This is a genomic window from Klebsiella africana, from assembly GCF_020526085.1.
Taxonomy (GTDB): domain Bacteria; phylum Pseudomonadota; class Gammaproteobacteria; order Enterobacterales; family Enterobacteriaceae; genus Klebsiella; species Klebsiella africana.
The window spans coordinates 1,477,049-1,501,179 of sequence record NZ_CP084874.1 but is presented as its reverse complement, the minus strand read 5'-3'; the positions used below and the strand labels follow the sequence as shown (position 1 = coordinate 1,501,179).

Below are 24,131 nucleotides of genomic sequence, written 5' to 3'. Positions count from 1 at the left end.
CGGATTTTCTCCCGGGTCGCGCAGCTTCACCTATACTCGAACAGTTTGCGACCCACGACGGCGGGAAATATTATGATCGATCTCTACTATGCACCCACCCCAAACGGCCACAAAATAACCCTGTTTCTCGAAGAGGCGCAGCTGGCCTATCGACTGATCCGGGTCGATATCAGTAAAGGAGAGCAGTTCCATCCGCAGTTTCTCGCGATATCGCCGAATAACAAAATCCCGGCTATCGTCGACCACATGCCTGCTGATGGCGGGGCGCCGTTGAGCGTCTTCGAGTCCGGTGCCATCCTGCTCTATCTGGCGGAAAAAAGCGGCAAACTGCTGAGCGGTGAGCTCCGGGAACGCTACGTCACGCTGCAGTGGCTGTTCTGGCAGGTCGGCGGGCTGGGCCCGATGCTGGGGCAAAATCAGCATTTTTCTCATTCAGCGCCGCAAACCGTGCCCTACGCTATTGAACGCTTTCAGGTGGAAACCCAACGACTGTACGGAGTACTGAATCAGCGCCTGGGATCCAGCCCGTGGCTGGGCGGAGAACATTACAGCATTGCCGATATCGCCGCCTGGCCATGGGTGAATAACCATGTCCGTCAGCGTATTGATCTGACAAGCTATCCGGCGGTGCACAACTGGTATGAGCGGATTCGACAACGGCCAGCGACCAGTGAAGCGATGCAAAAAATTCAGCCTTATTAACCCCCTGCTCGCCCGTCGCGCTTTGTTGTATGATTGCGGAACTTACACCACGGAGGAAGCCTGCAATGTCTCAACCAGACGCCATTATTCGTATTAAGAACCTGCGCCTGCGTACTTTTATTGGTATTAAAGAGGAAGAGATCGCCAACCGCCAGGATGTGGTGGTGAATGTGGCGATTCACTACCCCGCCGACAAGGCGCGTGATAGCGAAGACATCAATGATGCGCTGAATTACCGCACCATCACCAAGCGTATCATCAGCCATCTGGAAAATGGTCGTTTCTCACTGCTGGAAAAATTAACTCAGGATGTGCTGAATATCGCATGCGAACATCACTGGGTCACATATGCTGAAGTGGAGATCGATAAACTTCATGCGCTGCGCTATGCCGACTCGGTGTCGATGACCATGAGCTGGCGGCGCTAATCATGTCAGGGAGGTGGTATGAAGATTCTGCTTACGGGTGGTACTGGCCTGATTGGCCGACATCTAATACCCAAATTGCTGGAGCTCGGGCATAGCGTCACGGTCTCCACCCGACACCCGGATACCGCACGTGCCCGCCTCGATCCGCGCGTCACTCTGTGGCGTGATTTCGAGGGCCATCACCACCTCAATGACATGGATGCCGTCATCAATCTGGCGGGTGAACCCATTGCTGATAAACGCTGGTCGGCCGAACAGAAACAGCGCTTATGCCATAGCCGCTGGGATCTTACTCAACGGTTGGTGGGCCTGATCCACGCCAGCGACACCCCGCCTTCCGTGCTGATCAGCGGTTCGGCCACCGGCTATTATGGCGACCTCGGCGAGGTGGTGGTCACCGAAGAAGAACCACCGCATAACGAGTTTACCCATAAGCTGTGCGCCCGTTGGGAACAAATTGCCTGCGAAGCGCAAAGCGAGCGCACCCGCGTTTGCCTGCTGCGAACCGGTGTGGTACTGGCCCCGCGAGGCGGTATTCTTGGCAAAATGACGCCTGCCTTTAAGCTCGGCCTCGGTGGGCCTATCGGCAGCGGCAGACAGTATCTGTCCTGGATCCATATCGACGATATGGTTAACGGCATCCTGTGGCTGCTGGATAACGATCTGCGCGGCCCGTTCAATATGGTTTCGCCCTATCCGGTACATAACGAACAGTTTGCCCACGCGCTCGGTCACGCGCTTCATCGACCGGCGATTTTCCGCGTCCCCGCCGCCGCTATCCGCCTGCTGATGGGGGAATCCGCCGTCCTGGTACTCGGCGGCCAGCGCGCGCTACCTAAACGTCTGGAGGCCGCTGGCTTCGCCTTCCGCTGGTACGATCTCGACGACGCGCTCAAGGATGTGCTGAGCTAACAGCTAAACGGGGGAGCATTGGCTCCCCTGATTCCATTCTGCTGGCTCATGCTCCACGTCTGGATGGCTTCACCCTGGCGCTGTAGCACCGCCATATTCAGGACAAGCAGCGCCCTTAATCGCCTGAATTCACCGCCGGCCGGCCGGTTCGCCGGTGTAACCTGGCGAAGCAAAGTGCTAAGGTAGGCTTTTCTTTCTGCGTATTGACTGCTTTATGACGACCATCACCACACCACGCCTTTCGCTTACCCGCTTTGTTACCGATGACTGGCCCTTTTTTCTGCGCCTGCGCCAGGATCCGCAGGTGATGCGTTTTATGGGTGAGGTGTTAAGCGAGGAGGCGCTGCGCAGCGTCTTCGTCAGTCGCTGTGCCGATCCCGGGGTGTTTGTTTTGCGCGATAAATGCAGCGAGGCGCTGGGTGATATTGGGCTCCGCATCAGTCCGAAAAATCCACACGAAGCCGACGTCGGCTACGCGTTACTGCCGCAGGCTCAGGGTAAAGGCTACGCCGGCGAAGCGCTGCGGGCGGTCTGCGAGTATGGTTTCACCACCCTGGGGGTGCAGGCCATCAATGCCTGGGTGCTGGGTGAAAACCGTGGCTCATCGCGCCTGCTGGAGAAGCATGGCTTTGTGCGCACCCAGGTGCTGGAGAAAGCCTATCATCTGAACGGCGTCGATTATGATGACTGGATCTATCGGCTGGAGCGTGAATCGCACCCGGCGCCCGCAGACGCCGGGTGAACCGTTTATTTCAGCGAACCTTTCAGAAACTGCTGCAGGCGCGGGCTTTTCGGCGCGCCAAACAGCGCATCCGGATGCCCTTCTTCTTCAATTTTGCCCTGATGCAGAAAAATGACATGTGAAGAGACGTGGCGGGCAAAGCCCATTTCGTGGGTCACCACCACCATGGTTTTCCCCTCTTCCGCCAGCTGCTGCATAATGCGTAACACTTCGCCCACCAGTTCCGGATCCAGCGCGGAGGTCGGCTCATCAAACAGCAGCACTTCCGGCTCCATCGCCAGCGCGCGGGCAATAGAGACTCGCTGCTGTTGACCACCGGAAAGATGCACAGGATATTTCGCCTGCTGACGTTCGTCTATCCCGACCTTGGCCAGATATTTTACCGCGCGATCGCGCGCTTCCTGTTTGCTTAAGCCCAGCACCTGAATCGGCGCCTCCATGACGTTCTCCAGCACCGTCATATGGCTCCACAGATTGAAGTGCTGAAACACCATGGTCAGCCGGGTGCGTAGCAGGCGCAGCTGGTTCTTATCGGCCACCTTTAGCTGGCCGTCTTTATCCCGCACCAGACCAATATTCTGGCCGCTAACGACGATCGTCCCTTCGCTCGGTTTTTCAAGGAAGTTAATACAGCGCAAAAAGGTACTTTTCCCGGAACCCGATGAACCGATGATACTGATAACGTCCCCGGCTTTCGCCTGCAGCGAGACGCCTTTCAGCACCTCGTGTTCCCCATAGCGTTTATGCAGATCGATAACGTTTAATTTATTGTCGGACATGGCGTTCTCAATGCGTCGAAGAAGGTTTGATATGCTGCAACCAACGCTTTTCCGCTTTGCGGAACAAGCTAATCAGCACATACGAGATAATTAAATAGAGCACCGCGGCGATGCCAAAGGCGGTGAACGGCTGATAGGTGGCCGAGTTAATATCGCGGGCGATTTTCAGCAGATCTGGCACCGTGGCGGTAAAGGCCAGCGCGGTTGAGTGCAGCATGAGGATCACTTCGTTACTATAGGCCGGCAGCGCAATCCGCAGAGCGGAAGGCAGAATAATGCAGCGATACAGTTTGACGGAAGAGAAGCCGTAGGCCCGCGCCGCTTCAATTTCGCCTGCTGGTACCGAGCGGATCGCGCCGGCGAAAATTTCGGTGGTATAGGCGCAAGTGTTGAGGGTCAACGCCAGCACCGTACAGTTAAGCCCGCTGCGGAAAAAGGCGTTCAGCAGTTCCGTACCTTTAACAATTTCCAGGGTGTACATGCCGGAGTAGAAAACCAGCAGCTGCACATACAGCGGCGTGCCGCGAAATATGTACGTGAACAGCCAGATGGGAAACTGGATAAACTTATTGCTTGAGACGCGGCCGATAGCCAGAAACACCGCCAGGATGCCGCCCATCACCACCGAAGAGATCAGCAACCATAAAGTAATCGCCACGCCGGTAAAGCGATAGCCGTCGGTCCACAGCAGCGACTTCCAGTACTCCTGAATAATTTCAATCACAGGTCAGCCCTCTTCACGCCAACGGTATAGCGGCGTTCGAGCAGCAGCAGTACGCCATTAGAAAGGGTGGTAAACACCAGATAAATCAGGCCGCAGACGATGGCGAAATAAAACGGCTGCCAGGTGCTTTTCCCCGCCAACTGCGTGGCTTTGACCACATCCTCCAGCCCCAGCAGCGAGACCAGCGCCGTCGCCTTGAGGATAACCTGCCAGTTGTTGCCTATCCCCGGCAGGGCGTAGCGCATCATCGCCGGGAAAAGAATACGCCGGAACGTCTGCCCGCTGCTAAATCCAAAGGCGGTAGCCGCTTCGATATGCCCCTTCGGCACCGCAAGGTAGGCGCCACGAAAAGTTTCCGTAAAATAGGCGCCATAGATAAAGCCGAGGGTAATAATCCCGGCGATCATCGGGTCGATATCAAACTGCGCCATGCCCAGCGCGTCGGTGACGCTGTTCAGCGCAATTTGCAGACCGTAGAAAATCAGTAGCATCAGCACCAGATCGGGCACGCCGCGGATCAGAGTGGTATAGCCTTCAAATACCAGCGCCAGTGGACGGTTGCTCGATAGCTTTGCGCCAGCGCCTGCCAGCCCGATCAGGACGGCGAGAACGACCGAGCTGAGCGCAAGCTCCAGGGTGACGAGCGCCCCCTGAAAAATAACCTGTGAAAACCCATACAGCATGCTGCCTACCCTGTCTGTCATTCACCATTGCGTGTGAAACGCACACGCAATGGTGAGGCGTGAGAATTATTCGCCGTATACGTTAAAATCGAAATATTTTTTCGCCAGCTTGTCGTAGGTGCCGTCCTTACGCATCTCTGCAAACGCCTTATTCAGCGCTTCACGCAGTTCGTTGTCTTCCTTGCGCAGCCCCATACCGGTGCCAACGCCAAACAGCTTCTCGTCTTTGATTGACGGGCCGCCAAACTGATAATCTTTACCGATAGGCTGTTTCAGGAACCCTTCGCTGGCCGCGACCTCATCCTGGAACGCGGCGTCGATACGGCCGGCAGTCAGGTCGGAATAGATATTGTCCTGCCCCTGATAGGAGACAATTTCGATACCTTTCGGCGCCCAGTGCTCATTGCCATAAGTTTCCTGAGTTGTGCCCTGCAGCACGCCCACGCGCTTACCCTTCAGGGTGGCTAAGTCCGGCGTTACCGGGCTACCTTTTTTCACTACCAAACGCGAATCTGCCGCATACAGCTTGTCAGTGAAGGCAATTTCCTGCTGGCGCTTTTCAGTAATCGACAGGGAAGACATAATCGCGTCAATTTTCTTCGCTTTTAAGGAGGGGATCAGTGCATCCAGCGGGTTTTCCACAAAGGTACATTGGGTATTAATACGCTTACACAGTTCTTTTGCCAGATCGATATCAAAACCAACCAATTCCCCCTGCGCATTCTTCGATTCAAAGGGAGCATAAGTCGGATCGGTGCCGATACGTATTTTTTGCGGGATGGCGGCAAAGACCGTGGAAACGCTGGAAAGTGCCAGCGCTAAAGAGAGAGACAACGCCAGTTTTTTCATAACTATCCTCGACAGACTGTCATTCTAACGGGTTTATTAGAACTATTTACGCCAGTTATCGTGCCATTATTCGCCCCTTGAGGGCAAAGATTTATGCACCAGAAAAGCCGATTTTTTGCATCATAAACGCTTAACTATGCATTTTTTAGCCAAAAAACCGGCTGCATTTGCACTGTAATGATCCATAGCGTCTTCTGTTGCACCTTTTCAGGGCATAATACGATCATGGCGGCAGGCCCACCCCATTGTGCGGGCCTGCAGCAGTCTTAGTCGCCGTAAACGTTAAAATCGAAGTATTTCTTCGCCATTTTGTCGTAAGTCCCGTCTTTACGTATCTCACCCAACGCTTTATCAAACGCGGCTTTCAGCTCGACGTCGTCCTTACGCAGGCCGATCCCTGTACCGTCGCCAAAGTACTTTTTATCTTTGACCGACGGGCCGGCAAAGGCGAAATCTTTTCCGGCGGGCTGTTTCAGGAAGCCTTCGCTGGCCGCGACTTCATCCTGCAGCGCCGCATCCAGACGGCCAGCAGCAAGGTCGGAATAGATCAGGTCCTGGTTCTGATAGGCCACCACGTCAACGCCCTGGCTGCGCCAGCGATCGTTAGCATAGGCTTCCTGAGTGGAACCCTGCAGCACCCCGACGTGCTTACCTTTCAGCGCCTCCAGCGTCGGCTGGATCGGCGACCCTTTGGCAGCAATCAGGCGCGAGTCGGCGGCATAAAGCTTGTCCGAGAAGGCGATCTCTTGCTGGCGTTTCTCGGTGATGGAGAGGGAAGAGATGATGGCGTCAATTTTCTTCGCCTTGAGAGAGGGGATCAGGGAATCAAAATCGCTGCCGACCCAGGTGCATTTCACCTTAATACGGGAGCACAGCTCATTGCCTAAATCGATATCAAAGCCAACAAAATCCCCTTTTGCGTCTTTCGACGAAAACGGCGCATAGGTCGCGTCAGTGCCGATGCGAATGCTCTGCGGCAGAGCAGCAAACACGCTGGCCGTGCTGCTCATTCCCACGAGTAAAGAGAGAGCCAGAATCGTCTTCTTCATACAGTACCCTTAAGTGTCGTGATGTGGTGCGTTGCTTGTTATGGTGATTGCCGATCAATCCTGCAGTTTTTATGCCACCTTCCCGGTGCGTGCCGGGAACAGGGTTAAATTTGTTAAAATTAAGTTGCAATATTGTCTTAAAGGGGAAGATACCAGCATTACTGGCGAAACCGCAGCGCCTGAGCGCAAAAAGACGAAATAAATGTCGAGGATTTGATCGGGGCGACAAATTTGCACCACCGCAGCGCAAGCGTACATTTCATGCACCACTATAGTGCGACACTAGGCCCCCTGCCAGCGGGTAAACAAGTCTTGAGGCAGGCTAATGTCGAACTGATCGAGCACCCGGTTGACGGTCTGATTGATGACATCATCCAGGCCTTGCGGCCGGTGGTAGAACGCCGGCACTGGCGGCATAATCACCGCCCCCAACTCCGCGGCCTGAACCAGCAGGCGCAGATGACCGAGATGGAACGGCGTTTCCCGCACGCAAAGCACCAGCGGACGACGCTCCTTCAGTACCACATCCGCCGCCCGGGTCAGCAGGCCATCCGTATAGCTATGGACAATGCCCGAGAGCGTCTTCATAGAGCAGGGTAAAATCACCATCCCGGCGGTTTTAAACGAACCGGATGAAATACTGGCGGCGATATCGCGGGCGTCGTGGACCACATCAGCCAGCGCCTGTACGTCGCGCACGGAGTAGTCGGTCTCCATGGCCAGCGTCTGTCGCGCCGCCTGGCTGAGGATAAGATGGGTTTCAATATCCGGCATATCCCGAAGCACCTGCAGCATCCGCACGCCGTAGATGGCGCCGCTGGCGCCGGAAATGCCAATAATCAGTCGTTTCACGAGGACCACCCTGTTGCCATAATTGGGGCCACTTTGCCGGATTACTCTGTCAGACGCAACCATGATGCGTTAAGGTCTACACGTACAAAAGACCCGATACCTGTTCCTATTTCAGGATGGGCCTGAATACAAACCATGACGCGATAATGCAGGTCATAAATAACAATTCTATCAGCATAATCAACATCCCGGATTGACTGAACCAGGTGCCGATGATGATGGCGATATTGGTGACTATCACTATTACCGCCACCCACGGGAAAAAGGGGGAGCGGTAGCGCAGCAGGCTACGTGGATATTCGCCCCGGTCCACCGCGCGCCGGAAACGGTACTGACACCAGCCAATCACAATCCATGCCAGACACCCAACCTGCCCGGTGCTGGCGATCAAATAGAGATATAACTGCTGTGCTGAAATATAACGGGTAAGCATTGATACCAGTGCCAAAACGGTAGTCAGCAAAATCGCATTCACCGGGACGCCATTGCGGCTTACCCGGCTGAAACGAGCCGGTGCGAAATGATCGCCAGCCATCGACCACAACATTCGCGAACTGGCATAAATTGCCGAATTCGCAGCCGACACCGCAGCAGAAAAGATCACCAACGTCATCAGGGTATCCGCCCCTGGAATTCCCGCATGGGAAAAGACCCAGACAAAAGGGCTTTGCCCGTCAGGGAGGCGATCTCGTGGATAAACCAGCGCCAGAATAGCAATCGCCAGGCCATAAAATAAGATAATCCGAATACCTATTCCGAGGATAACTTTCGGTAGAATAGAATGCGGCGACTCGGTTTCTCCAGCCGCATTTCCGACCAGTTCAACGCCCTGAAAAGAATAGATAACGATGGTCATGCAAACCAGAATTTGCCAGCCGCCATGAGGAAACCAGCCCTCCGACGTTTTTAATGTCGGGTGCCAGCCGGTATGGCCTGATAACGAATAGATCATGACACCGCCCGCCGCAATAAACAGCACGATAGCAAAAACTTTAATAGCCGATAGCCAGTATTCACACTCACCAAAACTCTTCGCTGAAAAAAGATTAACCAGCGTTAACGCAACGAGAATATAAAGACAGAAGTTATGGACGGGTATGAAGGGGAAATAATGGTGAGCGATAAAACCTGCAGCGGTTAAATCGGCGGCCAGGGAAAAGACCCAACTAAACCAGTACAGCCACCCAATGGTATAGCTCCATATCGGGTGAGGAATAAACATCAATGCATAATGCTGAAATGAGCCCGAGTGAGGAAACGCGCACGATAATTCGCCAAGACACATCATCGTCGCCAGCATTATCCCACCGGCTAATAAATAAGCCAGAAGAGTGCCAGCAGGCCCAACGCTGTACAGGGGCTCGGCAATCCCGATAAATAAACCCGTTCCTATCGTTCCGCCTAGTGACATCATCAGTAAATGGCGCTTTTTTAAGTTACGGCGCAATCCACCCGTTTGCTCTGTCAGAGGGGGTTCTTGCAGGGTACTCATCATACCTCCCTGTTTTTTTATAGGGGGTCAGAATTACGCTGCGGGTCAAACCCGCAGCGTTTTGCTTATCGAATAAATCGCATGGCAACGCCTTTGGTCTGGCAAGCCATCAAAAGCCCGGTGTAATCAAGCTCAAAGCTCACCACATCCCCCACCTGCAACGGTAATGGGCAATCTTCGATATCCACCAGGGTATGATCGCTGGTCTGACCCAGAATGGTGATACTGTCATGGCATGGCACACAGTTATCAGACGGGACATCCTGGCGACCAAATGCCAGTAATGCGCGCTTACGGATGCCATTATCAGTAAAGGTTTTGCTCTGCAAAAATGCATCCACTCCCAGCTCGCCGACTGGAACCGTCGGTTTGCTGTTTAACTCGATAATCTCGGCCTCCAGCACATACATATCCGAGCACGCTTTCTCTACCGGTTTTCCGGAGTGGTGAAATTCATTGAGATACTTCATCTCTACATATTCGATACCAAATTCATGTAGCCCACCAATGCGCAGATGGTTCAGCCCTTTCGGCCAAATGCCCTTATCCAGCAGGTGATAGCTGGTACAATTACCCGCAGATAAGCGACGAATCGTCAAGCCGCTGTCTCGTTCCAGTCGAGAAGCCAGAGCCAGGAAATCTTCGCCATTTTTTACCGTTGGCAGAACGGTGCCATAGCAGTTGAAATTAGTGCCGAGACCATACAGATCGAGACAAGGCAACGTTTTGATAAGGTTAATGGTATCGAGGATTTTTTGATATTCACTAAACCAAATGCCCTCACGTAAATCGCCCATGTCCACCATCAGTAAAACCTGGTGCGTTTTTCCCTGGCGACGAGCCTCTTCTGATAATGCGCGCAACACCGCTGGCTCGCTATTTAAACTAATATCTGCATAGCGAACGACATCTTCAATTTCACTCAGGCAAGGACTACGAAGTAAACAAGTCGTACAACCGATCTCCCGGATTTTTTTCAAGTTATAAGTCCGTGATTCGGCAATAACATGAATTCCGCCATCAAAAACTGCCTGTGCGGTTTCCACACAACCATCAAAGACTTTATTGACCGCCATAACGTCAATACCGCTGCTGGCTAACAAAGCTTTCTCAGTACGCGCATTTTCTTCAAGTTTGCGTAAATTTATTTTGAGCGTTGGCATATACATATTATTTCCCCTTCACCATACCCAGACGTGTATTGCGTTTCAAAGCGCGATGGTAAATCCATTCAGCGACAACAATGGCCAGCAATGCCCCGCCAATAATCTTGCCGGCATACTGGAAATACCCCCCCATATCGATTTGGGATGGTGGAATAAACAGCAACACAACGGCAAAAGCGATAGAAATAAAACCTAATGCAGGCAGTACGGCAGGTAATACTTTCCCTGGAATCTTGAAACTTCGCGGTGTGTCAGGCTGTGTTTTACGCAGGCGCCAGAACGCCGGGAACATCACCAGGTAAGGGATAAAATAGGTGATCGTGGTCAGCGCAGTCAGCATCCAGTAGGCCGCCGCAACGCTTGGCGAGATAAAGGTTGAGAAGCACAATACCGTAACAATAATCGCCTGAACCATCAGCGCAAAAGCAGGTGTTTTCCAGACCGGATGCAATTGCGCAATTTTATCGCCTAACAGGTTATCCTCACGAGAAGCTTCCTGAAGCATGTAGATAGGGCCAACCAGCCATGAGTTAATCTGGCCCAATGCGCCGAAAAACATGCAGATAGCCATCACCGGAATCAGCCATGGCATATGGAGAGTATCGGCAGCAGCATGCATAGCCTGCATGACACCAGCAACAATATCAGTTTTCCCTGCTGGTAATAGCGTATTCAGCGCCCAGGTGCCAACCATATATATCCCGACAATGACGGCGGCAGAAACAGCCATCGCCCGCGGAAAATCACGCTGCGGGTTACGGGTACGCCCGGCGATCATCGGTGCGACCTCCAGACCGGCAAAAGCGAACATCATACTGGACAGGAAGACAATGGTATCCCAGTGCCCAAGATCAGGCACCCAGTTTGAGGCACTCGCATAGTTCGTCTGCATCGGATGACCGGTGAGCAGCCAGACAATCGCCAGAACAATTAAAATCGCTGAAGGAATAAACACACCACACCAGGCGCTGACGCTGTTGATGATTTTCGTCCATTCCATACCGCGAATATTCATCAGCGTCAGTAGCCAGAAGATGACTGCCGAACCAATGCCGATGAATGCCTTATTCTCTGCCAGACCATTACCAATCATATATCCCAGCGCGGTAAAACCGAATTGCAGCATCAGCGGGAAAAACAGTACACATGAAAACAGGAAACAAACCACCACAATCCAGGCGATACGTTTCCCAAACGCCTCTTTAATCCAGACAAAAATACCACCGTCTTTCGGCCAGCCGGTGGACAGCTCGCCACATACCATTGCCAGAGGAAAGAACAGACAAAATGCGGCAATTACCCATAATAACATCGCAGAAGCCCCATAAGGCGCAACGTTGGGTATTTGTCGCAAACTAAGAATGGCAATGACATTCATAAAAACAATGTCTTTAATACCAAGTAAGCCAGAACTATTGTTACTCATGGCTATCTCCTGTTATCCCTCAGGGGCGTGACCGCCCCTGCAGAATCGCGTTATCCAGAGGCTTCAGTCATTATCTGAAGCCCAAACCACAGATTTAATAAAGGTCGTACTTGACCATATCTTCGTAACTATCTTCCCGGCGAATTAAACGGTCCTGTCCATTTTTATCAATCATCACCACGGCAGAACGCGGGCGGTTGTTATAGACAGTTTGGCTTTCAATGGTATACGCCCCGGCATCAAGAAACGCGATAATATCGCCAGGCGTGGTGGTTTTCGGCATCAGGAATTCTTCGCCTTTAACGCCCATATGGAAATAGTCACCACCATCGCACAGAGGGCCGGCAAGCTTGATCCATGCATCATGGGCCTCGGTCATTCGGGAGGCATTGTATACATAGAAGAACCAGTCGAAATGCTGGCTATCGGACAGAATGCTGTACCCCGCATCGACAAACTTCCATTCAACGTGACACTCCACATTGCCATCGAGGTCATAGTTTGTTTTACGCTTTTCACAGGCAACTTCTGTTAGCAATACCGCAGCGGATCCAGTGACTTTGCGTCCTGGCTCAATACAGATTTCAACATCAGTACGCCATTTATGCACCTCGCGGATCACCGCATCCGCGAAATCCTGCGCGGTGATCCCGGCATACATATTGTCTTTAAGTGGGTCACCGTTTTCTTCATCGTATTTATAAGGAACTGGAATACCCCCGCCCACATTAATCAAATCAAACTTAATGCCTAACACTTCTTCCAGACGACGAGACTCGTCCACCAGAACTTTTGTGGCTTTCGCAAACGGTTCTGATTCAGGTACCTGATCACCTACGTGCATATGCAATCCGCGCAGATGGACATAAGGCATCTCCAGGATTCGACGGCAGGTCTCTTCTGCCTGTTCAAGGTCGAGACCGGATTTAGCGTGGAAAGCAGTGACGAGTTCAGCATGTGTGGCAGAAGGCACATTAGGTTCTACGCGCACACAAACATTAGCCACCTTTTTCAGCTTGCGAGAGATCGCATCAATATGATCAAGTTCATACAGGCTATCGACGTTGATTAAATACAGATCGTTGGCAATCGCAAACTCCAGGTCGGCGGGCTTCTTCACCACACCGTTGAACACGATCTGATCCCCGCGAAAACCAATCTCAAGGCATTTACGGACTTCATACTGCGAATTGGCTTCGGCGCAGATACCTGCATCCCGAATGGCTTTCAGTACCCCCATGACGGAACAAGTTTTTGAAGCAAAAAAAGTTTTCGTATTGTTATGTGCGGCAAATGCCTGCTCTATCTCCTTGATATTACGAATAATTTCTGGCTCAGAGAAAACATAAAACGGCGTCGGGTACTTACGCGCTAAAGCATCGAGATCAACACCTTCAAAACACAGGTGGCCATCCTTCTGCTGGAAGCGTCGATCGGCCTCGACAACGTTGCGACGTAATTGATTGTAATTTTCGATAATGGAGTCAGTCATAACACCCTCTGCTTATTGTTCTGTAAAAAACCATACGTTTCATAATGGATACAGCAACAAGCATGCCAAAATTTTTAATCTTAAAATTCAATGGCTTATAAATTTTGTATTTTTTATCTTTCGTCAAATGGTTTGTTATTCATCATAGCGACGAAAAATTGTCACATTTACAATAGGGATAAGACTGATAGAAAGGATTTGATTTTGTTATGGCATCCACCAATGAAGAGCTCGCTTCCGCACTTAAAATGTTCTCTCGTTTCTTTGATCTGATACATCAACCGTTGGCCGTTATTAACGAACGAGGTGAATATGTCTATTACAACCAGGAAAGCGCCGATCTGGACGGGTATAGTATTGAACAAGCGATGGGTAAACATATGCTGGATGTCTACCCCAGCATGAAAGAGAACCAAAGTACGATGCTTTCTTCACTAAAAGACGGGGTCGAGTATATTGGTCATTACCAGATTTACTACAATGCCCGGGGCCAGGCGGTGGATTACCAGCATACCACCGCCCCGCTCTACTCCAGCAAGGGCAATATGGTCGGTGTTATCGAAATCGGCAGGAATATGTCCGGCGTCCGGCGATTACAGGAACAGGTTGTTGAGCTAAACCATCTGCTCTACGCTCAGGGCCGTGAAAAGCACCATGCTATCATTACTGAAAACGCGGAAATGCTTGCCATTATTGCCAAAGCTAAACGTCTGGCGGTGAGTAATATTCCCGTGACAATTGTTGGCGAAACGGGTACGGGTAAGGAACTTTTCTCCCGTCTTATCCACCAGTGCAGTAAACGCGCCAACAAACCCTTCATTGCGCTGAATTGCGGGGCGCTCCCGCCAACCCTGGTGGAGAGTACGCTTTTTGGCGCTATGCGCGGCGCTTATACTGGCGCGGAAAACAGTCAGGGCTATCTGGAACTGGCAAACGGTGGAACGCTTTTTCTTGATGAACTGAACGCAATGCCAATCGAGATGCAGAGCAAGTTGCTTCGCTTCTTACAGGATAAAACGTTCTGGAGGCTAGGCGGTCAACACCCTATTCATTCCGACGTGCGTATTATTGCCGCAATGAATGAATCCCCTGCGCGATTGATTCAGCAAGAGCGTCTGCGCCCGGACCTGTTTTATCGGCTTAACGTCGGGATGCTCATGCTTCCGCCACTACGCACTCGCCCGGAAGATATTCCTCTGTTGGCCAATTATTTCATTGATAAATATCGCAGTGAAGTTCCGCAAGATATCCATGGTCTCAGCGAGGCGGCACGTATTGCGCTACTGAGCCATTCCTGGCCGGGCAATGTCAGGATGCTGGAAAACGCCATTGTTCGCAGTATGATCATGCAGGAAACCGATGGCATGCTGAAAAAGATCGTATTTGAAAACGAAGAACTGAATTTAGGCGGCCCGGAGACCCCAACATCGCTTCCCTCTCTCCCGGCAGCAGAACCGGATAACGAGAGCTCTCTCGAGGCACGGGTAGCAAATTACGAAAGGGGGTTGATAGAAACCGCGCTGGATACTTATCAGGGAAATATTGCGGCGGCGGCGCGCAGTCTCAACGTCTCCCGAACGACGCTGAACTATAAGGTACAGAAATACGGCATCCGTTTTGGCGTCGTACACCGTTAAGCATCGCCAGCGACGCAACGCCGCTGGCTGCTGTAGCTCATTTACCCTTCGTTGTGCATCTCAAGGTTTTCGACTTCGTTCTGCAGCTGGACCGCTTTGGCATCATCGTTACGCAGAGAATCAAGGTAGTCGAGGTACTGCTGGTCGACATCCCGTGTGACGTACACGCCGTTGAACACAGAACATTCAAACTGCTGAATATCCGGGTTCTCCGCGCGCACCGCGTCGATCAGATCGTTGAGATCCTGGAAAATCAGGCCGTCGGCGCCGATGATCTGACGGATCTCATCCACTTCGCGGCCATGGGCGATCAGTTCGTTGGCGGTCGGCATATCGATACCGTACACGTTCGGGAAACGAATTTCCGGCGCAGCGGAGGCCAGATAAACTTTTTTCGCCCCGGCTTCCCGCGCCATCTCAATGATCTGCTCAGAGGTGGTGCCGCGTACAATGGAATCGTCGACCAGCAGCACATTCTTATCGCGGAATTCCGCGCGGTTGGCGTTAAGCTTACGGCGAACAGATTTACGACGCAGCTGCTGACCCGGCATGATAAACGTCCGGCCGACATAGCGGTTCTTCACGAAGCCCTGACGATAAGGCTTGTCGAGAATACGGGCGATTTCCAGAGCGATGTCGCAGGAGGTTTCCGGGATCGGAATAACGACGTCAATATCCAGATCTTCCCACTCGCGGGCAATCTTCTCGCCCAGCTTAGTCCCCATGTTGACGCGAGCGCTGTAGACGGAAATTTTGTCGATAAACGAGTCTGGACGGGCAAAATAGACGTACTCGAACAGGCATGGGTTGCTGACCGGATTATCGGCACACTGACGGGTAAACAGCTGGCCTTTCTCGGTAATATAGACCGCTTCGCCCGGCGCGACATCGCGCAGGAATTCAAAACCAAGCGTATCAAGCGCCACGCTTTCCGAGGCCACCATATACTCAGTGCGACCGTCGCCAACGTCACGTTTACCCAGCACCAGCGGACGAATGCCGTTAGGATCGCGGAAGGCCACCATGCCATGACCGATGATCATCGCCACGCACGCGTATGCGCCGCGAATCAGGCGGTTGGTCGCCGCAATCGCAGCGAAGATGTTGTCCGCTTCCAGCGGGTAGTGACGGAAGTTATCCAGCTCACTGGCGAAAATATTGAGGAGGATTTCGGAATCAGAGGTGGTATTGATATGGCGGCGTTTTTCTTCAAACAGCTTTTTACGCAGCTCGTGCGCATTGGTCAGGTTGCCGTTATGCGCCAATGTGATGCCATATGGCGAGTTTACGTAAAACGGCTGCGCCTCGGAGGCGCTGGAGCTGCCCGCCGTAGGATAACGCACATGGCCAATACCCATATTGCCCTGCATACGCTGCATGTGGCGGGCTTCGAATACGTCGCTTACCAGCCCGTTAGCCTTACGCAACCGGAAGCAGTTGTTGGCATCAATGGTGATGATGCCAGCGGCATCCTGTCCACGGTGCTGGAGCACCGTTAGCGCATCATAAATCGACTGGTTAACCGGCATAACACCGGCGATACCGACAATACCGCACATACGTCTTTTCCTCGTTCAGCAACGACCCAAAGTCTATACTTTAGGCAAGAAACTTGACGAGCTTTGCAGGTATTCAAAAAACCATCTGATGACAGGGGTAAAATAGGGAATAAACTGCGACTGATGCCAGTCATCGCTCTTCGCCATCCCGGTAAAGGTGTCGAGGAAGAACAAGATAGCGGCGATGATCAGCACCCCACGTAGCGCGCCGAAGCAGATCCCCAATACCCTGTCGGTACCTGACAAACCGGTCTTCTCCACCAGCTGGCCTATCACATAGTTCACGATAGCGCCAACGATGAGCGTCACGATAAACAGCGCCGCAATAGCAATCCCATTTCGAACCCGTTCATCCTCAAAGCCCGTAAACCAGACAGACAGGTCAGCGTAGTAGTGGCTGGCGACATAAAAGGCGCAACCCCACGTGACTAACGATAAAGCTTCGCGAACGAAGCCGCGGATCAGGCTGACCAGGCAAGAAAGACCCAGCACCGCCATAATGGCGTAATCAATCCAGACCATATACGTCCCACGATTTACGCCCTGTCGTCCAGTTCGGGGCGCATTCTAACAGAAAAAGAAAACGTTTGCGTAGGGATTTCCATGCCCTACGGAAATAAAAATGGCGCTGAAAAAACATTCAACGCCAGACTGCCTTTCGCCTCTTCAGGGCGGCTGAGACAGGGTTTGCGGGGCGTTTCTCCCCGCCACGTTCTCTCCGCATGGCGGAAAAAACAATCAGTTCGGGGTGAAGCCCATCACCACCCCGCTAAGCCCGGAGATCTGCTGCAGATCGCCCAGCTGGCCTTTCAGCTTGTCTTTTGACGCATCCGGGCCGACGAGGATGCGGGTAATTTTACCCTGTACCGGCGTCGAAGGCGACGTATAGACTTTGAAACCCGAGGCCCGCAGTTTACCGACAATCTCATTCACCTTATCGGCGTTCTTCAACGCGCCCAGCTGAACCACATAGGCTTTGCCGGTCGGCGCCGGCAGGGCCGCCTGCTGCTGCGGGGGCTGTTGCTGCTGTGGCTTAGCCGGCGGCGGCGTTGGCGTCGCGGCCTGCTGTTGCGGCTGCGGTTTCGGCTGCGGCTTGGGCTGCGGTTTCGCGGCCACCACCGGCTCCTGAACGTCATCGAAGCTGTTGCTGTTCACCGGAATACGCGATGGATCTAACGATGGCGCGGCGGCATCGCCCGCCCGCACCTCTTCCGCCGCCCCTTCCGGCGGTTGCGAAGGCAACGCCTGGGTTGCCGCCGGCAGCATATCCGGTTCATCGCGATCGCCTGGTTTCGGTACCAGCGGGATCGCGGCAAACTCATCCTGGTAATGCTTTTTCTGCCCGTCCAGCAGCCCTGGCAGGATAATCACCCCCAGCGCCACCAGCACGATTGTCCCGACTAAACGGTTCTGAAACTTACTCGCCACCGATTCTCCCCGCGTCTATCTCTTCCATAACCTGCGCTACGGTGTGAAACGAACCACACACCAGCACGGTATCTTCCACTTTCGCGTCAGCCATGGCCGCATGCCACGCCTGCGCCACGCTGCTATAGACTGTGCCGCCACGCAAATGTTCCACCAGCTGCTCCGCCGTCGCCCCGCGCGGGCCTTCCAGCGGCGCGCAGTACCAGGTATCGACTTCCGGGGCCAGATTGGCCAGCGTGCCGGCGATGTCTTTATCATGCAGCATACCAATAACCGCCAGTATGCGTCCCGTTTTCGCTAACGTTTTGAGACGCCCGGCGAGATAAGCCGCCGCGTGCGGGTTGTGCGCCACATCGAGGATCACCCGCGGGGCGTTGCTGATTATCTGAAAGCGTCCCGGGAGTATCGCGTCGCGGATCCCCGCGCGCAGGATAGCGTCATCCACCGCAAGTCCGCTGGCGCGCAGCGCCGCCACGGCCGTCGCTGCATTCGGCAACGGCACCTGAGGCAACGGCAGGTGGCTTAACGCCCCGGCCGCATCGTGGAAGGACCATGTATCGCCCTCCACATCATAGCGCCAGTCGACGCCGCGGCGCTGGAGCAGGGCGCCCTTCTCGCTCGCCACTTCAGCAATGGTGTGCGGCATATCCGGCTCCCCTACCACCGCCGGTTTACCGGCACGGAAGATACCGGCTTTTTCCCGGCCGATACTTTCGCGATCCGGCCCCAGCCAGTCGGTATGATCGAGGGCGATGCTGGTGATCGCCGCGACGTCAGCATCTACGATGTTGGTGGCATCGAGACGGCCGCCGAGGCCCACCTCCAGGATCACTACATCCAGCTGCGCCTGCTTAAACAGCCATAGCGCCGAGAGCGTGCCGTACTCAAAATAGGTCAACGAGATATCACCCCGCGCCGCTTCAATTTCAGCAAACGAAGCCGTATGCGCCGCCTCCGGCAGTTCCGCTCCCTGAATGCGCACGCGTTCGGTGTAACGCACCAGGTGCGGGGAGCTGTATACCCCCACTTTATAGCCGGCCGCCATCAGGACGGTTTCCAGCGTGCGGCAGGTGGTGCCTTTGCCATTGGTGCCCGCGACCGTAAAGACGAACGGCGCCGGTTTAACGATATCCATCTGCCGGGCGACCTCGCTGACGCGCGCCAGCCCCAGGTCGATGGTTTTACTGTGCAGATGTTCCAGATAAGAAAGCCACGTAGCCAGGGGCGACGTGGCCTGAGGAATAGGATCTTTTTCCATGATGCCCGCAAGAATTGACGGTTAACGCGTATGAATAAAAAAGGGCAGCGCCGCCAGGCCCTGCCCTCTGCTTTATCAGGCCTCAGGTTCCTGATCCGGTGCCGGCGGCACCACCACGCCTTCATGAGGCGCTTCAGAAGCAGCTACCGGCGCCGGCAGGTTCATCAGCTTCGCCAGAATACTGGCCAGCTTGAGACGCATTTCCGGGCGGCGAACGATCATATCAATCGCCCCTTTTTCAATCAGGAACTCGCTGCGCTGGAATCCCGGCGGCAGCTTCTCGCGTACGGTCTGCTCAATGACGCGAGGACCGGCAAAGCCGATCAACGCTTTCGGCTCGGCAATGTTCAGGTCACCCAGCATCGCAAAGCTCGCCGATACGCCGCCCATGGTCGGGTCGGTCAGCACGGAGATATACGGTAGTCCGCGCTCCTGCATTTTCGCCAGCGCGGCGGAGGTTTTCGCCATCTGCATCAGCGACATCAGCGCTTCCTGCATACGGGCGCCACCGGAGGCGGAGAAGCAGATCAGCGGGCAGTTATCTTCCAGCGCCTGCTCCACCGCGCGCACAAAACGCGCGCCGACGACGGAACCCATCGAGCCACCCATAAAGGAGAACTCAAAGGCAGCGGCAACCACCGGCATCGCGTAGAGCGTGCCTTTCATCACCACCAGCGCGTCTTTCTCGCCCGTCTCTTTCTGAGCGGACGCCAGGCGGTCTTTGTATTTTTTTGAATCGCGGAACTTCAGCACATCTTTTGGCTCAAGTTCGCTACCCAGCTCTACCAGAGAACCTTCATCCAACAGGCTATGCAGGCGATTACGCGCCGACATGCGCATATGGTGATCGCACTTAGGACAAACCTCCAGGTTGCGCTCCAGCTCGGCGCGGTAGAGTACCTGACCGCAGCTGTCGCACTTGGTCCATACACCCTCAGGAATGCTCGCCTTGCGGGTGGGAGTGATGTTGCTTTTAATTCGTTCAATCCAGCTCATTGATAACCTTTCTGCCTGAACCTGGTCGATGCCAGTTTTGTCGTAAGGGGCGCATAATGCCATTTTTGCCTCTTACAGACCATGAATGTTGCACATTAAATCATATCATCCCGGAACATGGGATAAAAAAGTGGTCAAACCGCTGCGCGCGACGATCATGCTCCGTCACGCGCAGCGCAGGGCGAACTACTTCGTCTGCTTCGCCGCCGCCCGCTTATGGCGGATAATCTCAATCACGCCAGGCAGAACGGAGAGGACGATGATCGCCACAATCAGCAGCTTCAGGTTCTCCTGCACCACCGGCAGATCGCCAAACAGATAGCCGGCGTAGGTGAACAGCAGAACCCACAGCAGCGCCCCGACTACGTTATAGGCTGCAAAATGACGATAGGACATATGCCCCATTCCCGCCACAAACGGCGCGAAGGTTCGGACTATCGGCACAAAGCGCGCCAGGATAATGGTTTTCCCGCCGTGACGTTCGTAGAAGCTATGAGTTTTATCCAGGTAGCTGCGACGGAAAATCTTTGAGTTCGGATTACTGAACAGCTTCTCGCCAAACAACCGACCAATAGTGTAGTTGACCGCATCACCGACGATAGCCGCGATGACCATCAGCAGTACCATCAGGTGAACATTGAGATCGTTCGTCGGCAGCGCCGAGAGCGCCCCCGCCACAAACAGCAGTGAATCTCCCGGCAGGAACGGCGTCACCACCAGCCCGGTTTCACAGAACAGAATCAAAAACAGAATGGCATAAACCCAGACACCGTACTGGGCAACCAGCTCGGCAAGGTGCACATCAATATGCAGGATGAAATCAATTAAAAAGTGAATCAAGTCCATGTTTGTCTTTACCCTTAATGACTCTATTAGTCCGCCAGAAACAGCGGGCCCATTGGCAGCACCGGTAAATCATAGTGGGCCGGGTAATCCACCGACACCAGATACAACCCTTCCGCTTTTGCCGTTGCCGCAGCGAGCGTCCTGTCTTTTGCTGCCAGCAGTTCTGCCATCCAGCTCTCCGGCTGGTTTCCGGCCCCGACTTCCATCAGGCTGCCTACAATATTCCTGACCATATGATGTACAAAGGCATTCGCTTTGATATCCACCACCACATACGCGCCGTAGCGGGTAACGTTAATATGCATCACGTTGCGCCACGGGGTACGCGACTGGCACTGCACCGCGCGAAACGAGGTGAAATCATTCTCTCCCAGCAGACACTGCGCGGCGCGCTGCATACGCTCAGCGTCGAGCGGCTGGTGAAAATGCGTCACGCCATGACTTAACACCGCCGGACGCAGGCGATGATTATAGATGACGTAGCGATAGCGGCGTGCCGTAGCGCTGAACCGGGCGTGAAAATCCGCCGGTACATGTTTGACCCAGCGCACCGCGATGTCACCAGGTAAATTCGCATTTACCCCCAGCGTCCAGGCGGCATCTTTCCGCTGCGCCCGGGTTTCAAAATGCACCACCTGGCCGGTGCCATGGACACCGGCGTCGGTGCGGCCTGCGCAAAAGACGGTAATCGGTTCGTTCGCCACCTGCGAGAGCGCCTTTTCCAGCTTCTCCTGCACGCTGCGCACTTCGTTTTGCCGCTGCCAGCCGTAATATTTGCTGCCGTCGTACTCGATGCCCAGCGCGATTTTACAGATCGGCTGTTGCTCCATCTCAGACATCAGTACAGGTACTCCTCAATAAGCTTCTCGGCGATCTTCACCGCCATCAGCGCCCCGCCGAAGCGGACGTTATCCGCGACCGACCAGAACTGGATCTGCTCCGGCATGCCGTAATCGTTATGCACGCAGCCGATGGAGAGGCGGGCATTGCCGGAGGCATCGCCAACCTGAGTCGGGAATTCGCCCTCTTCAGAAAGTTCGATATCCTCGCCGCGGGTAAAGGCGTCACGCGCCTCTTCCGCCGCCAGCGGACGCATCGCTTCGAAGCTCACCATCTGCGCATGGCCGTAGAAGACCGGCGACTGAACGACGCTGGCGGAGATCATCAGCCCGTCATCCTGAAGAATTTTGCGCGCTTCATCGACGATCCGACGCTCTTCGCGCACGCTACCTTCCCGATCCGGCAGCAATGGCAGCATGTTGAACGCCAGCTGGCGGCCAAAGAAATCGTCTTCATCGATAGGGATGCCGTTCAGCAGCTTAGCGCTCTGCCCTGCCAGCGCATCCACCGCTTTTTTCCCCTGCCCCGAGGCGGAGAGCAGGTTGGTAACGCTAATGCGCGACAGTCCACCCTGATCGATCAGCGGCTTGAGCGCCGTCAGCAGTTGGCTAGTCAGACTATTGGGCACCGCAATCAGATTGCGGTTGCGGTAATCGCCTAACACGAATGGATTCACATCCGGCACCACCAGCGGTACGTCCGGCTCCAACGCAAACAGGCCGCTGAGATCGATAACCAGACACCCGGCGTTTGTCGCATCTTCGATATACGCCGCGCTGGCTTCGACGCCGGCGGCGAAGAAAGCCAACTGGGCCTGGGTCCAGTCAAATTCGGCAGCGTCTTTAACGATCACCGACTTGCCACCAAACCGCAGATGTTCGCCTGCGCTTTCATTGCGCGCCAGAGCAAAAATCTCCCCCACCGGGAACTGGCGTTCAGCAAGAGTTTCGAGCAGGGCTTCGCCTACGGCGCCCGTTGCGCCCAGTACGGCAATATTCCAGCCTTCAGACATGGTGGTTTACTCCAGAAATAAAGCGGCCCTGCCGGAGTATCCGGCAGGGGCATTAAGAAGACATTAACGAACAGGATGATGCACAGCGTTAAAACCGAGCTGGCGCAACAGCGTCGCCGCCTGCTCATCGCTGCACTGCACGTACAGCGAAGACCATTCGCGGCGTTCCTGGTAATTTTTGCGCAGCTTGTCGAATTCACCGGCGACGCCCGCTACCTTTCGCAGCGGCGCATCATCGCGGCGCACATCATACACCAAATGGACCAGTCTTTTCAGCGTCGGCTGATCGAGCGGCCCATGCAGGGTGATGCGGCCAAACTCCGGGGCCGGCAGCAGGGTATCCAGCGCCACCTGCTGCGGATGACCAATAAAGGCGCTATAGGCTTCAAAGACCTGCGTCGTCCCGCGCGCTTTCCCTTCAAGGGTGTAGCCGGCGATATGCGCAGTACCGATATCCACTCGCTTGAGAAGCTCAACGTTAAGATCCGGCTCCGGCTCCCAGACGTCCAATACCACGCTCAGGGGCTGACCAGCTTCCAGCCGCTTCAGCAGTGCGGCGTTATCGACCACCGGCCCGCGGCAGGCGTTAATCAAAATTGTTCCAGGCTTCAGGCGGCTAATCAGCGCCTCATCCGCCAGATGCAGGGTTTTATATTGCCCTTCTTTATATAACGGCGTATGGAAGGTGATGACATCGGCTTCCTGGACCAAAGCCTCCAGGGATCGGAAGTCGCCTTCGTCACCGCGATCGGCGCGCGGTGGGTCGCAGAGCAGAGTTTTGATCCCCAATGCTTCCAGGCGCTTTTGCAGCCGCCCGCCGACGTTGCCGACGCCGACGATCCCAACGGTGCGATCGCGCAGCGCAAAGCCGTCACGTTCAGCCAGCATCAGCAGCGACGAAAAGACGTACTCCACTACCGCAATGGCGTTGCAGCCAGGCGCCGCGGAGAAACCAATCCCCGCCTGCTGCAGCCACGGCTGATCGACGTGATCGGTGCCTGCAGTCGCCGTGCCGACAAACTTGATGGCCTTACCGGCGAGTAATGCTTCATTGACCCGGGTGACCGAGCGCACCATTAAAGCATCCGCATCGGTCAGGGCATCGGCCGGAACCGGGCGGCCCGGGATCGCCTGCACATCGCCTAAGCGGCTAAAAAGCTCGCGGGCATAGGGCATATTTTCATCAACGAGGATTTTCACAGTTCAGTACCTGTCTGAGAACGAGAGTTAACCGGGGAAGTGTGCCATAATCTGGCCGC

25 protein-coding genes and 1 pseudogene are annotated in these 24,131 nt (G+C 54.3%); 6 read left to right on the top strand and 20 right to left on the bottom strand.

The features are described 5' to 3' along the window. Positions 1-72: 72 nt before the first annotated feature. The 3 genes from yfcG to LGL98_RS07315 all read left to right on the top strand — a co-directional run bounded on the left by yfcG (position 73) and on the right by LGL98_RS07315 (position 2,042). Positions 73-702 carry a GSH-dependent disulfide bond oxidoreductase gene (gene yfcG / locus LGL98_RS07325; RefSeq protein ID WP_136034589.1) on the top strand — a complete coding sequence of 210 codons (630 nt, stop codon included), beginning with the start codon at positions 73-75 and terminating at the stop codon, positions 700-702. A 65-nt stretch (positions 703-767) separates the two neighbouring features. After that, on the top strand, positions 768-1,130 hold the full coding sequence (gene folX / locus LGL98_RS07320) for a dihydroneopterin triphosphate 2'-epimerase (RefSeq protein ID WP_002913200.1): 363 nt from the start codon (positions 768-770) through the stop codon (positions 1,128-1,130). 18 nt (positions 1,131-1,148) lie between these two features. Continuing rightward, positions 1,149-2,042, top strand: coding sequence for a TIGR01777 family oxidoreductase (locus LGL98_RS07315; protein WP_136034587.1), 894 nt, complete (start codon positions 1,149-1,151; stop codon positions 2,040-2,042). Here the strand turns inward: LGL98_RS07315 and LGL98_RS07310 are convergent. After that, positions 2,025-2,137 (bottom strand): annotated as a pseudogene (locus tag LGL98_RS07310) (hypothetical protein); the annotation flags it as partial. The gene LGL98_RS07315 and the pseudogene LGL98_RS07310 overlap by 18 nt on opposite strands. Before the next feature lie 119 nt (positions 2,138-2,256). Between LGL98_RS07310 and LGL98_RS07305 the strand changes: the two are divergent. Then, entirely contained in the window at positions 2,257-2,784 is a 528-nt protein-coding gene (locus LGL98_RS07305; RefSeq protein ID WP_136034585.1) for a GNAT family N-acetyltransferase, read from the top strand. Between the two features lie 5 nt (positions 2,785-2,789). Here LGL98_RS07305 and hisP read toward each other — a convergent pair whose 3' ends face one another. The 5 genes from hisP to argT all read right to left on the bottom strand — a co-directional run bounded on the left by hisP (position 2,790) and on the right by argT (position 6,868). After that, complete coding sequence (gene hisP, locus LGL98_RS07300) at positions 2,790-3,563, bottom strand: histidine ABC transporter ATP-binding protein HisP (RefSeq protein ID WP_008803931.1); 774 nt, start codon at positions 3,561-3,563, stop codon at positions 2,790-2,792. Positions 3,564-3,570: 7 nt separating this feature from the next. Beyond that, the gene (gene hisM, locus LGL98_RS07295; RefSeq protein WP_002913207.1) at positions 3,571-4,287 is read right to left on the bottom strand and encodes a histidine ABC transporter permease HisM; all 717 of its coding nucleotides are present in this window, start codon (positions 4,285-4,287) and stop codon (positions 3,571-3,573) included. Then, positions 4,284-4,970 (bottom strand): histidine ABC transporter permease HisQ, encoded by a 687-nt coding sequence (locus LGL98_RS07290; protein WP_136034621.1) that lies wholly within the window; start codon positions 4,968-4,970, stop codon positions 4,284-4,286. The genes hisM and LGL98_RS07290 overlap by 4 nt, the downstream gene beginning before the upstream one ends. 66 nt (positions 4,971-5,036) lie before the next feature. Beyond that, positions 5,037-5,819: a histidine ABC transporter substrate-binding protein HisJ gene (hisJ, locus tag LGL98_RS07285; RefSeq protein ID WP_002913209.1), complete on the bottom strand. Its 783-nt coding sequence runs from the start codon at positions 5,817-5,819 to the stop codon at positions 5,037-5,039. 266 nt (positions 5,820-6,085) lie between these two features. Beyond that, positions 6,086-6,868 carry a lysine/arginine/ornithine ABC transporter substrate-binding protein ArgT gene (gene argT, locus LGL98_RS07280; protein WP_008803930.1) on the bottom strand — a complete coding sequence of 261 codons (783 nt, stop codon included), beginning with the start codon at positions 6,866-6,868 and terminating at the stop codon, positions 6,086-6,088. A gap of 40 nt (positions 6,869-6,908) precedes the next feature. Between argT and LGL98_RS07275 the strand changes: the two genes are divergently transcribed. Next, positions 6,909-7,070, top strand: a complete 162-nt coding sequence (locus tag LGL98_RS07275) for a hypothetical protein (RefSeq protein ID WP_168435422.1) — start codon at positions 6,909-6,911, stop codon at positions 7,068-7,070. An 80-nt stretch (positions 7,071-7,150) separates the two neighbouring features. Here LGL98_RS07275 and LGL98_RS07270 read toward each other — a convergent pair whose 3' ends face one another. The 5 genes from LGL98_RS07270 to dokD all read right to left on the bottom strand — a co-directional run bounded on the left by LGL98_RS07270 (position 7,151) and on the right by dokD (position 13,296). Continuing rightward, on the bottom strand, positions 7,151-7,720 hold the full coding sequence (locus LGL98_RS07270; RefSeq protein WP_136034583.1) for a UbiX family flavin prenyltransferase: 570 nt from the start codon (positions 7,718-7,720) through the stop codon (positions 7,151-7,153). 106 nt (positions 7,721-7,826) lie between these two features. Further along, complete coding sequence (locus tag LGL98_RS07265) at positions 7,827-9,212, bottom strand: amino acid permease (protein ID WP_136034619.1); 1,386 nt, start codon at positions 9,210-9,212, stop codon at positions 7,827-7,829. 65 nt (positions 9,213-9,277) lie between these two features. Further along, entirely contained in the window at positions 9,278-10,381 is a 1,104-nt protein-coding gene (locus LGL98_RS07260) for an alanine/ornithine racemase family PLP-dependent enzyme (RefSeq protein WP_136034581.1), read from the bottom strand. Position 10,382: 1 nt separating this feature from the next. Continuing rightward, on the bottom strand, positions 10,383-11,804 hold the full coding sequence (locus tag LGL98_RS07255) for an APC family permease (protein ID WP_136034579.1): 1,422 nt from the start codon (positions 11,802-11,804) through the stop codon (positions 10,383-10,385). A gap of 94 nt (positions 11,805-11,898) precedes the next feature. Next, positions 11,899-13,296 carry an ornithine/lysine decarboxylase DokD gene (dokD, locus tag LGL98_RS07250; protein ID WP_136034577.1) on the bottom strand — a complete coding sequence of 466 codons (1,398 nt, stop codon included), beginning with the start codon at positions 13,294-13,296 and terminating at the stop codon, positions 11,899-11,901. A gap of 209 nt (positions 13,297-13,505) precedes the next feature. On the opposite strand from dokD, the gene LGL98_RS07245 reads away from it, so the two are divergent. Beyond that, complete coding sequence (locus LGL98_RS07245) at positions 13,506-14,933, top strand: sigma-54 interaction domain-containing protein (protein ID WP_136034576.1); 1,428 nt, start codon at positions 13,506-13,508, stop codon at positions 14,931-14,933. 41 nt (positions 14,934-14,974) lie between these two features. Here the strand turns inward: LGL98_RS07245 and purF are convergent, their stop codons facing one another. The 9 genes from purF to pdxB form a co-directional block, all read right to left on the bottom strand. Continuing rightward, entirely contained in the window at positions 14,975-16,492 is a 1,518-nt protein-coding gene (gene purF / locus LGL98_RS07240; RefSeq protein WP_064278691.1) for an amidophosphoribosyltransferase, read from the bottom strand. Between the two features lie 33 nt (positions 16,493-16,525). Further along, entirely contained in the window at positions 16,526-17,014 is a 489-nt protein-coding gene (gene cvpA / locus LGL98_RS07235) for a colicin V production protein (protein WP_002913214.1), read from the bottom strand. Between the two features lie 216 nt (positions 17,015-17,230). Then, positions 17,231-17,920, bottom strand: coding sequence for a cell division protein DedD (dedD, locus tag LGL98_RS07230; RefSeq protein ID WP_004214089.1), 690 nt, complete (start codon positions 17,918-17,920; stop codon positions 17,231-17,233). Next, complete coding sequence (gene folC / locus LGL98_RS07225) at positions 17,910-19,178, bottom strand: bifunctional tetrahydrofolate synthase/dihydrofolate synthase (RefSeq protein ID WP_136034575.1); 1,269 nt, start codon at positions 19,176-19,178, stop codon at positions 17,910-17,912. Before folC ends, dedD begins: the two co-directional genes overlap by 11 nt. Positions 19,179-19,253: 75 nt before the next feature. Continuing rightward, positions 19,254-20,174: an acetyl-CoA carboxylase, carboxyltransferase subunit beta gene (gene accD / locus LGL98_RS07220; protein WP_168435421.1), complete on the bottom strand. Its 921-nt coding sequence runs from the start codon at positions 20,172-20,174 to the stop codon at positions 19,254-19,256. Positions 20,175-20,360: 186 nt separating this feature from the next. After that, positions 20,361-21,020 (bottom strand): DedA family protein, encoded by a 660-nt coding sequence (locus tag LGL98_RS07215; RefSeq protein WP_136034571.1) that lies wholly within the window; start codon positions 21,018-21,020, stop codon positions 20,361-20,363. A gap of 26 nt (positions 21,021-21,046) precedes the next feature. Then, entirely contained in the window at positions 21,047-21,859 is an 813-nt protein-coding gene (gene truA / locus LGL98_RS07210) for a tRNA pseudouridine(38-40) synthase TruA (protein WP_002913226.1), read from the bottom strand. Continuing rightward, entirely contained in the window at positions 21,859-22,872 is a 1,014-nt protein-coding gene (locus LGL98_RS07205) for an aspartate-semialdehyde dehydrogenase (RefSeq protein ID WP_136034569.1), read from the bottom strand. The genes truA and LGL98_RS07205 overlap by 1 nt, the downstream gene beginning before the upstream one ends. 63 nt (positions 22,873-22,935) lie before the next feature. After that, positions 22,936-24,072, bottom strand: coding sequence for a 4-phosphoerythronate dehydrogenase PdxB (gene pdxB, locus LGL98_RS07200; protein ID WP_168435420.1), 1,137 nt, complete (start codon positions 24,070-24,072; stop codon positions 22,936-22,938). Between the last annotated feature and the right edge of the window lie 59 nt (positions 24,073-24,131).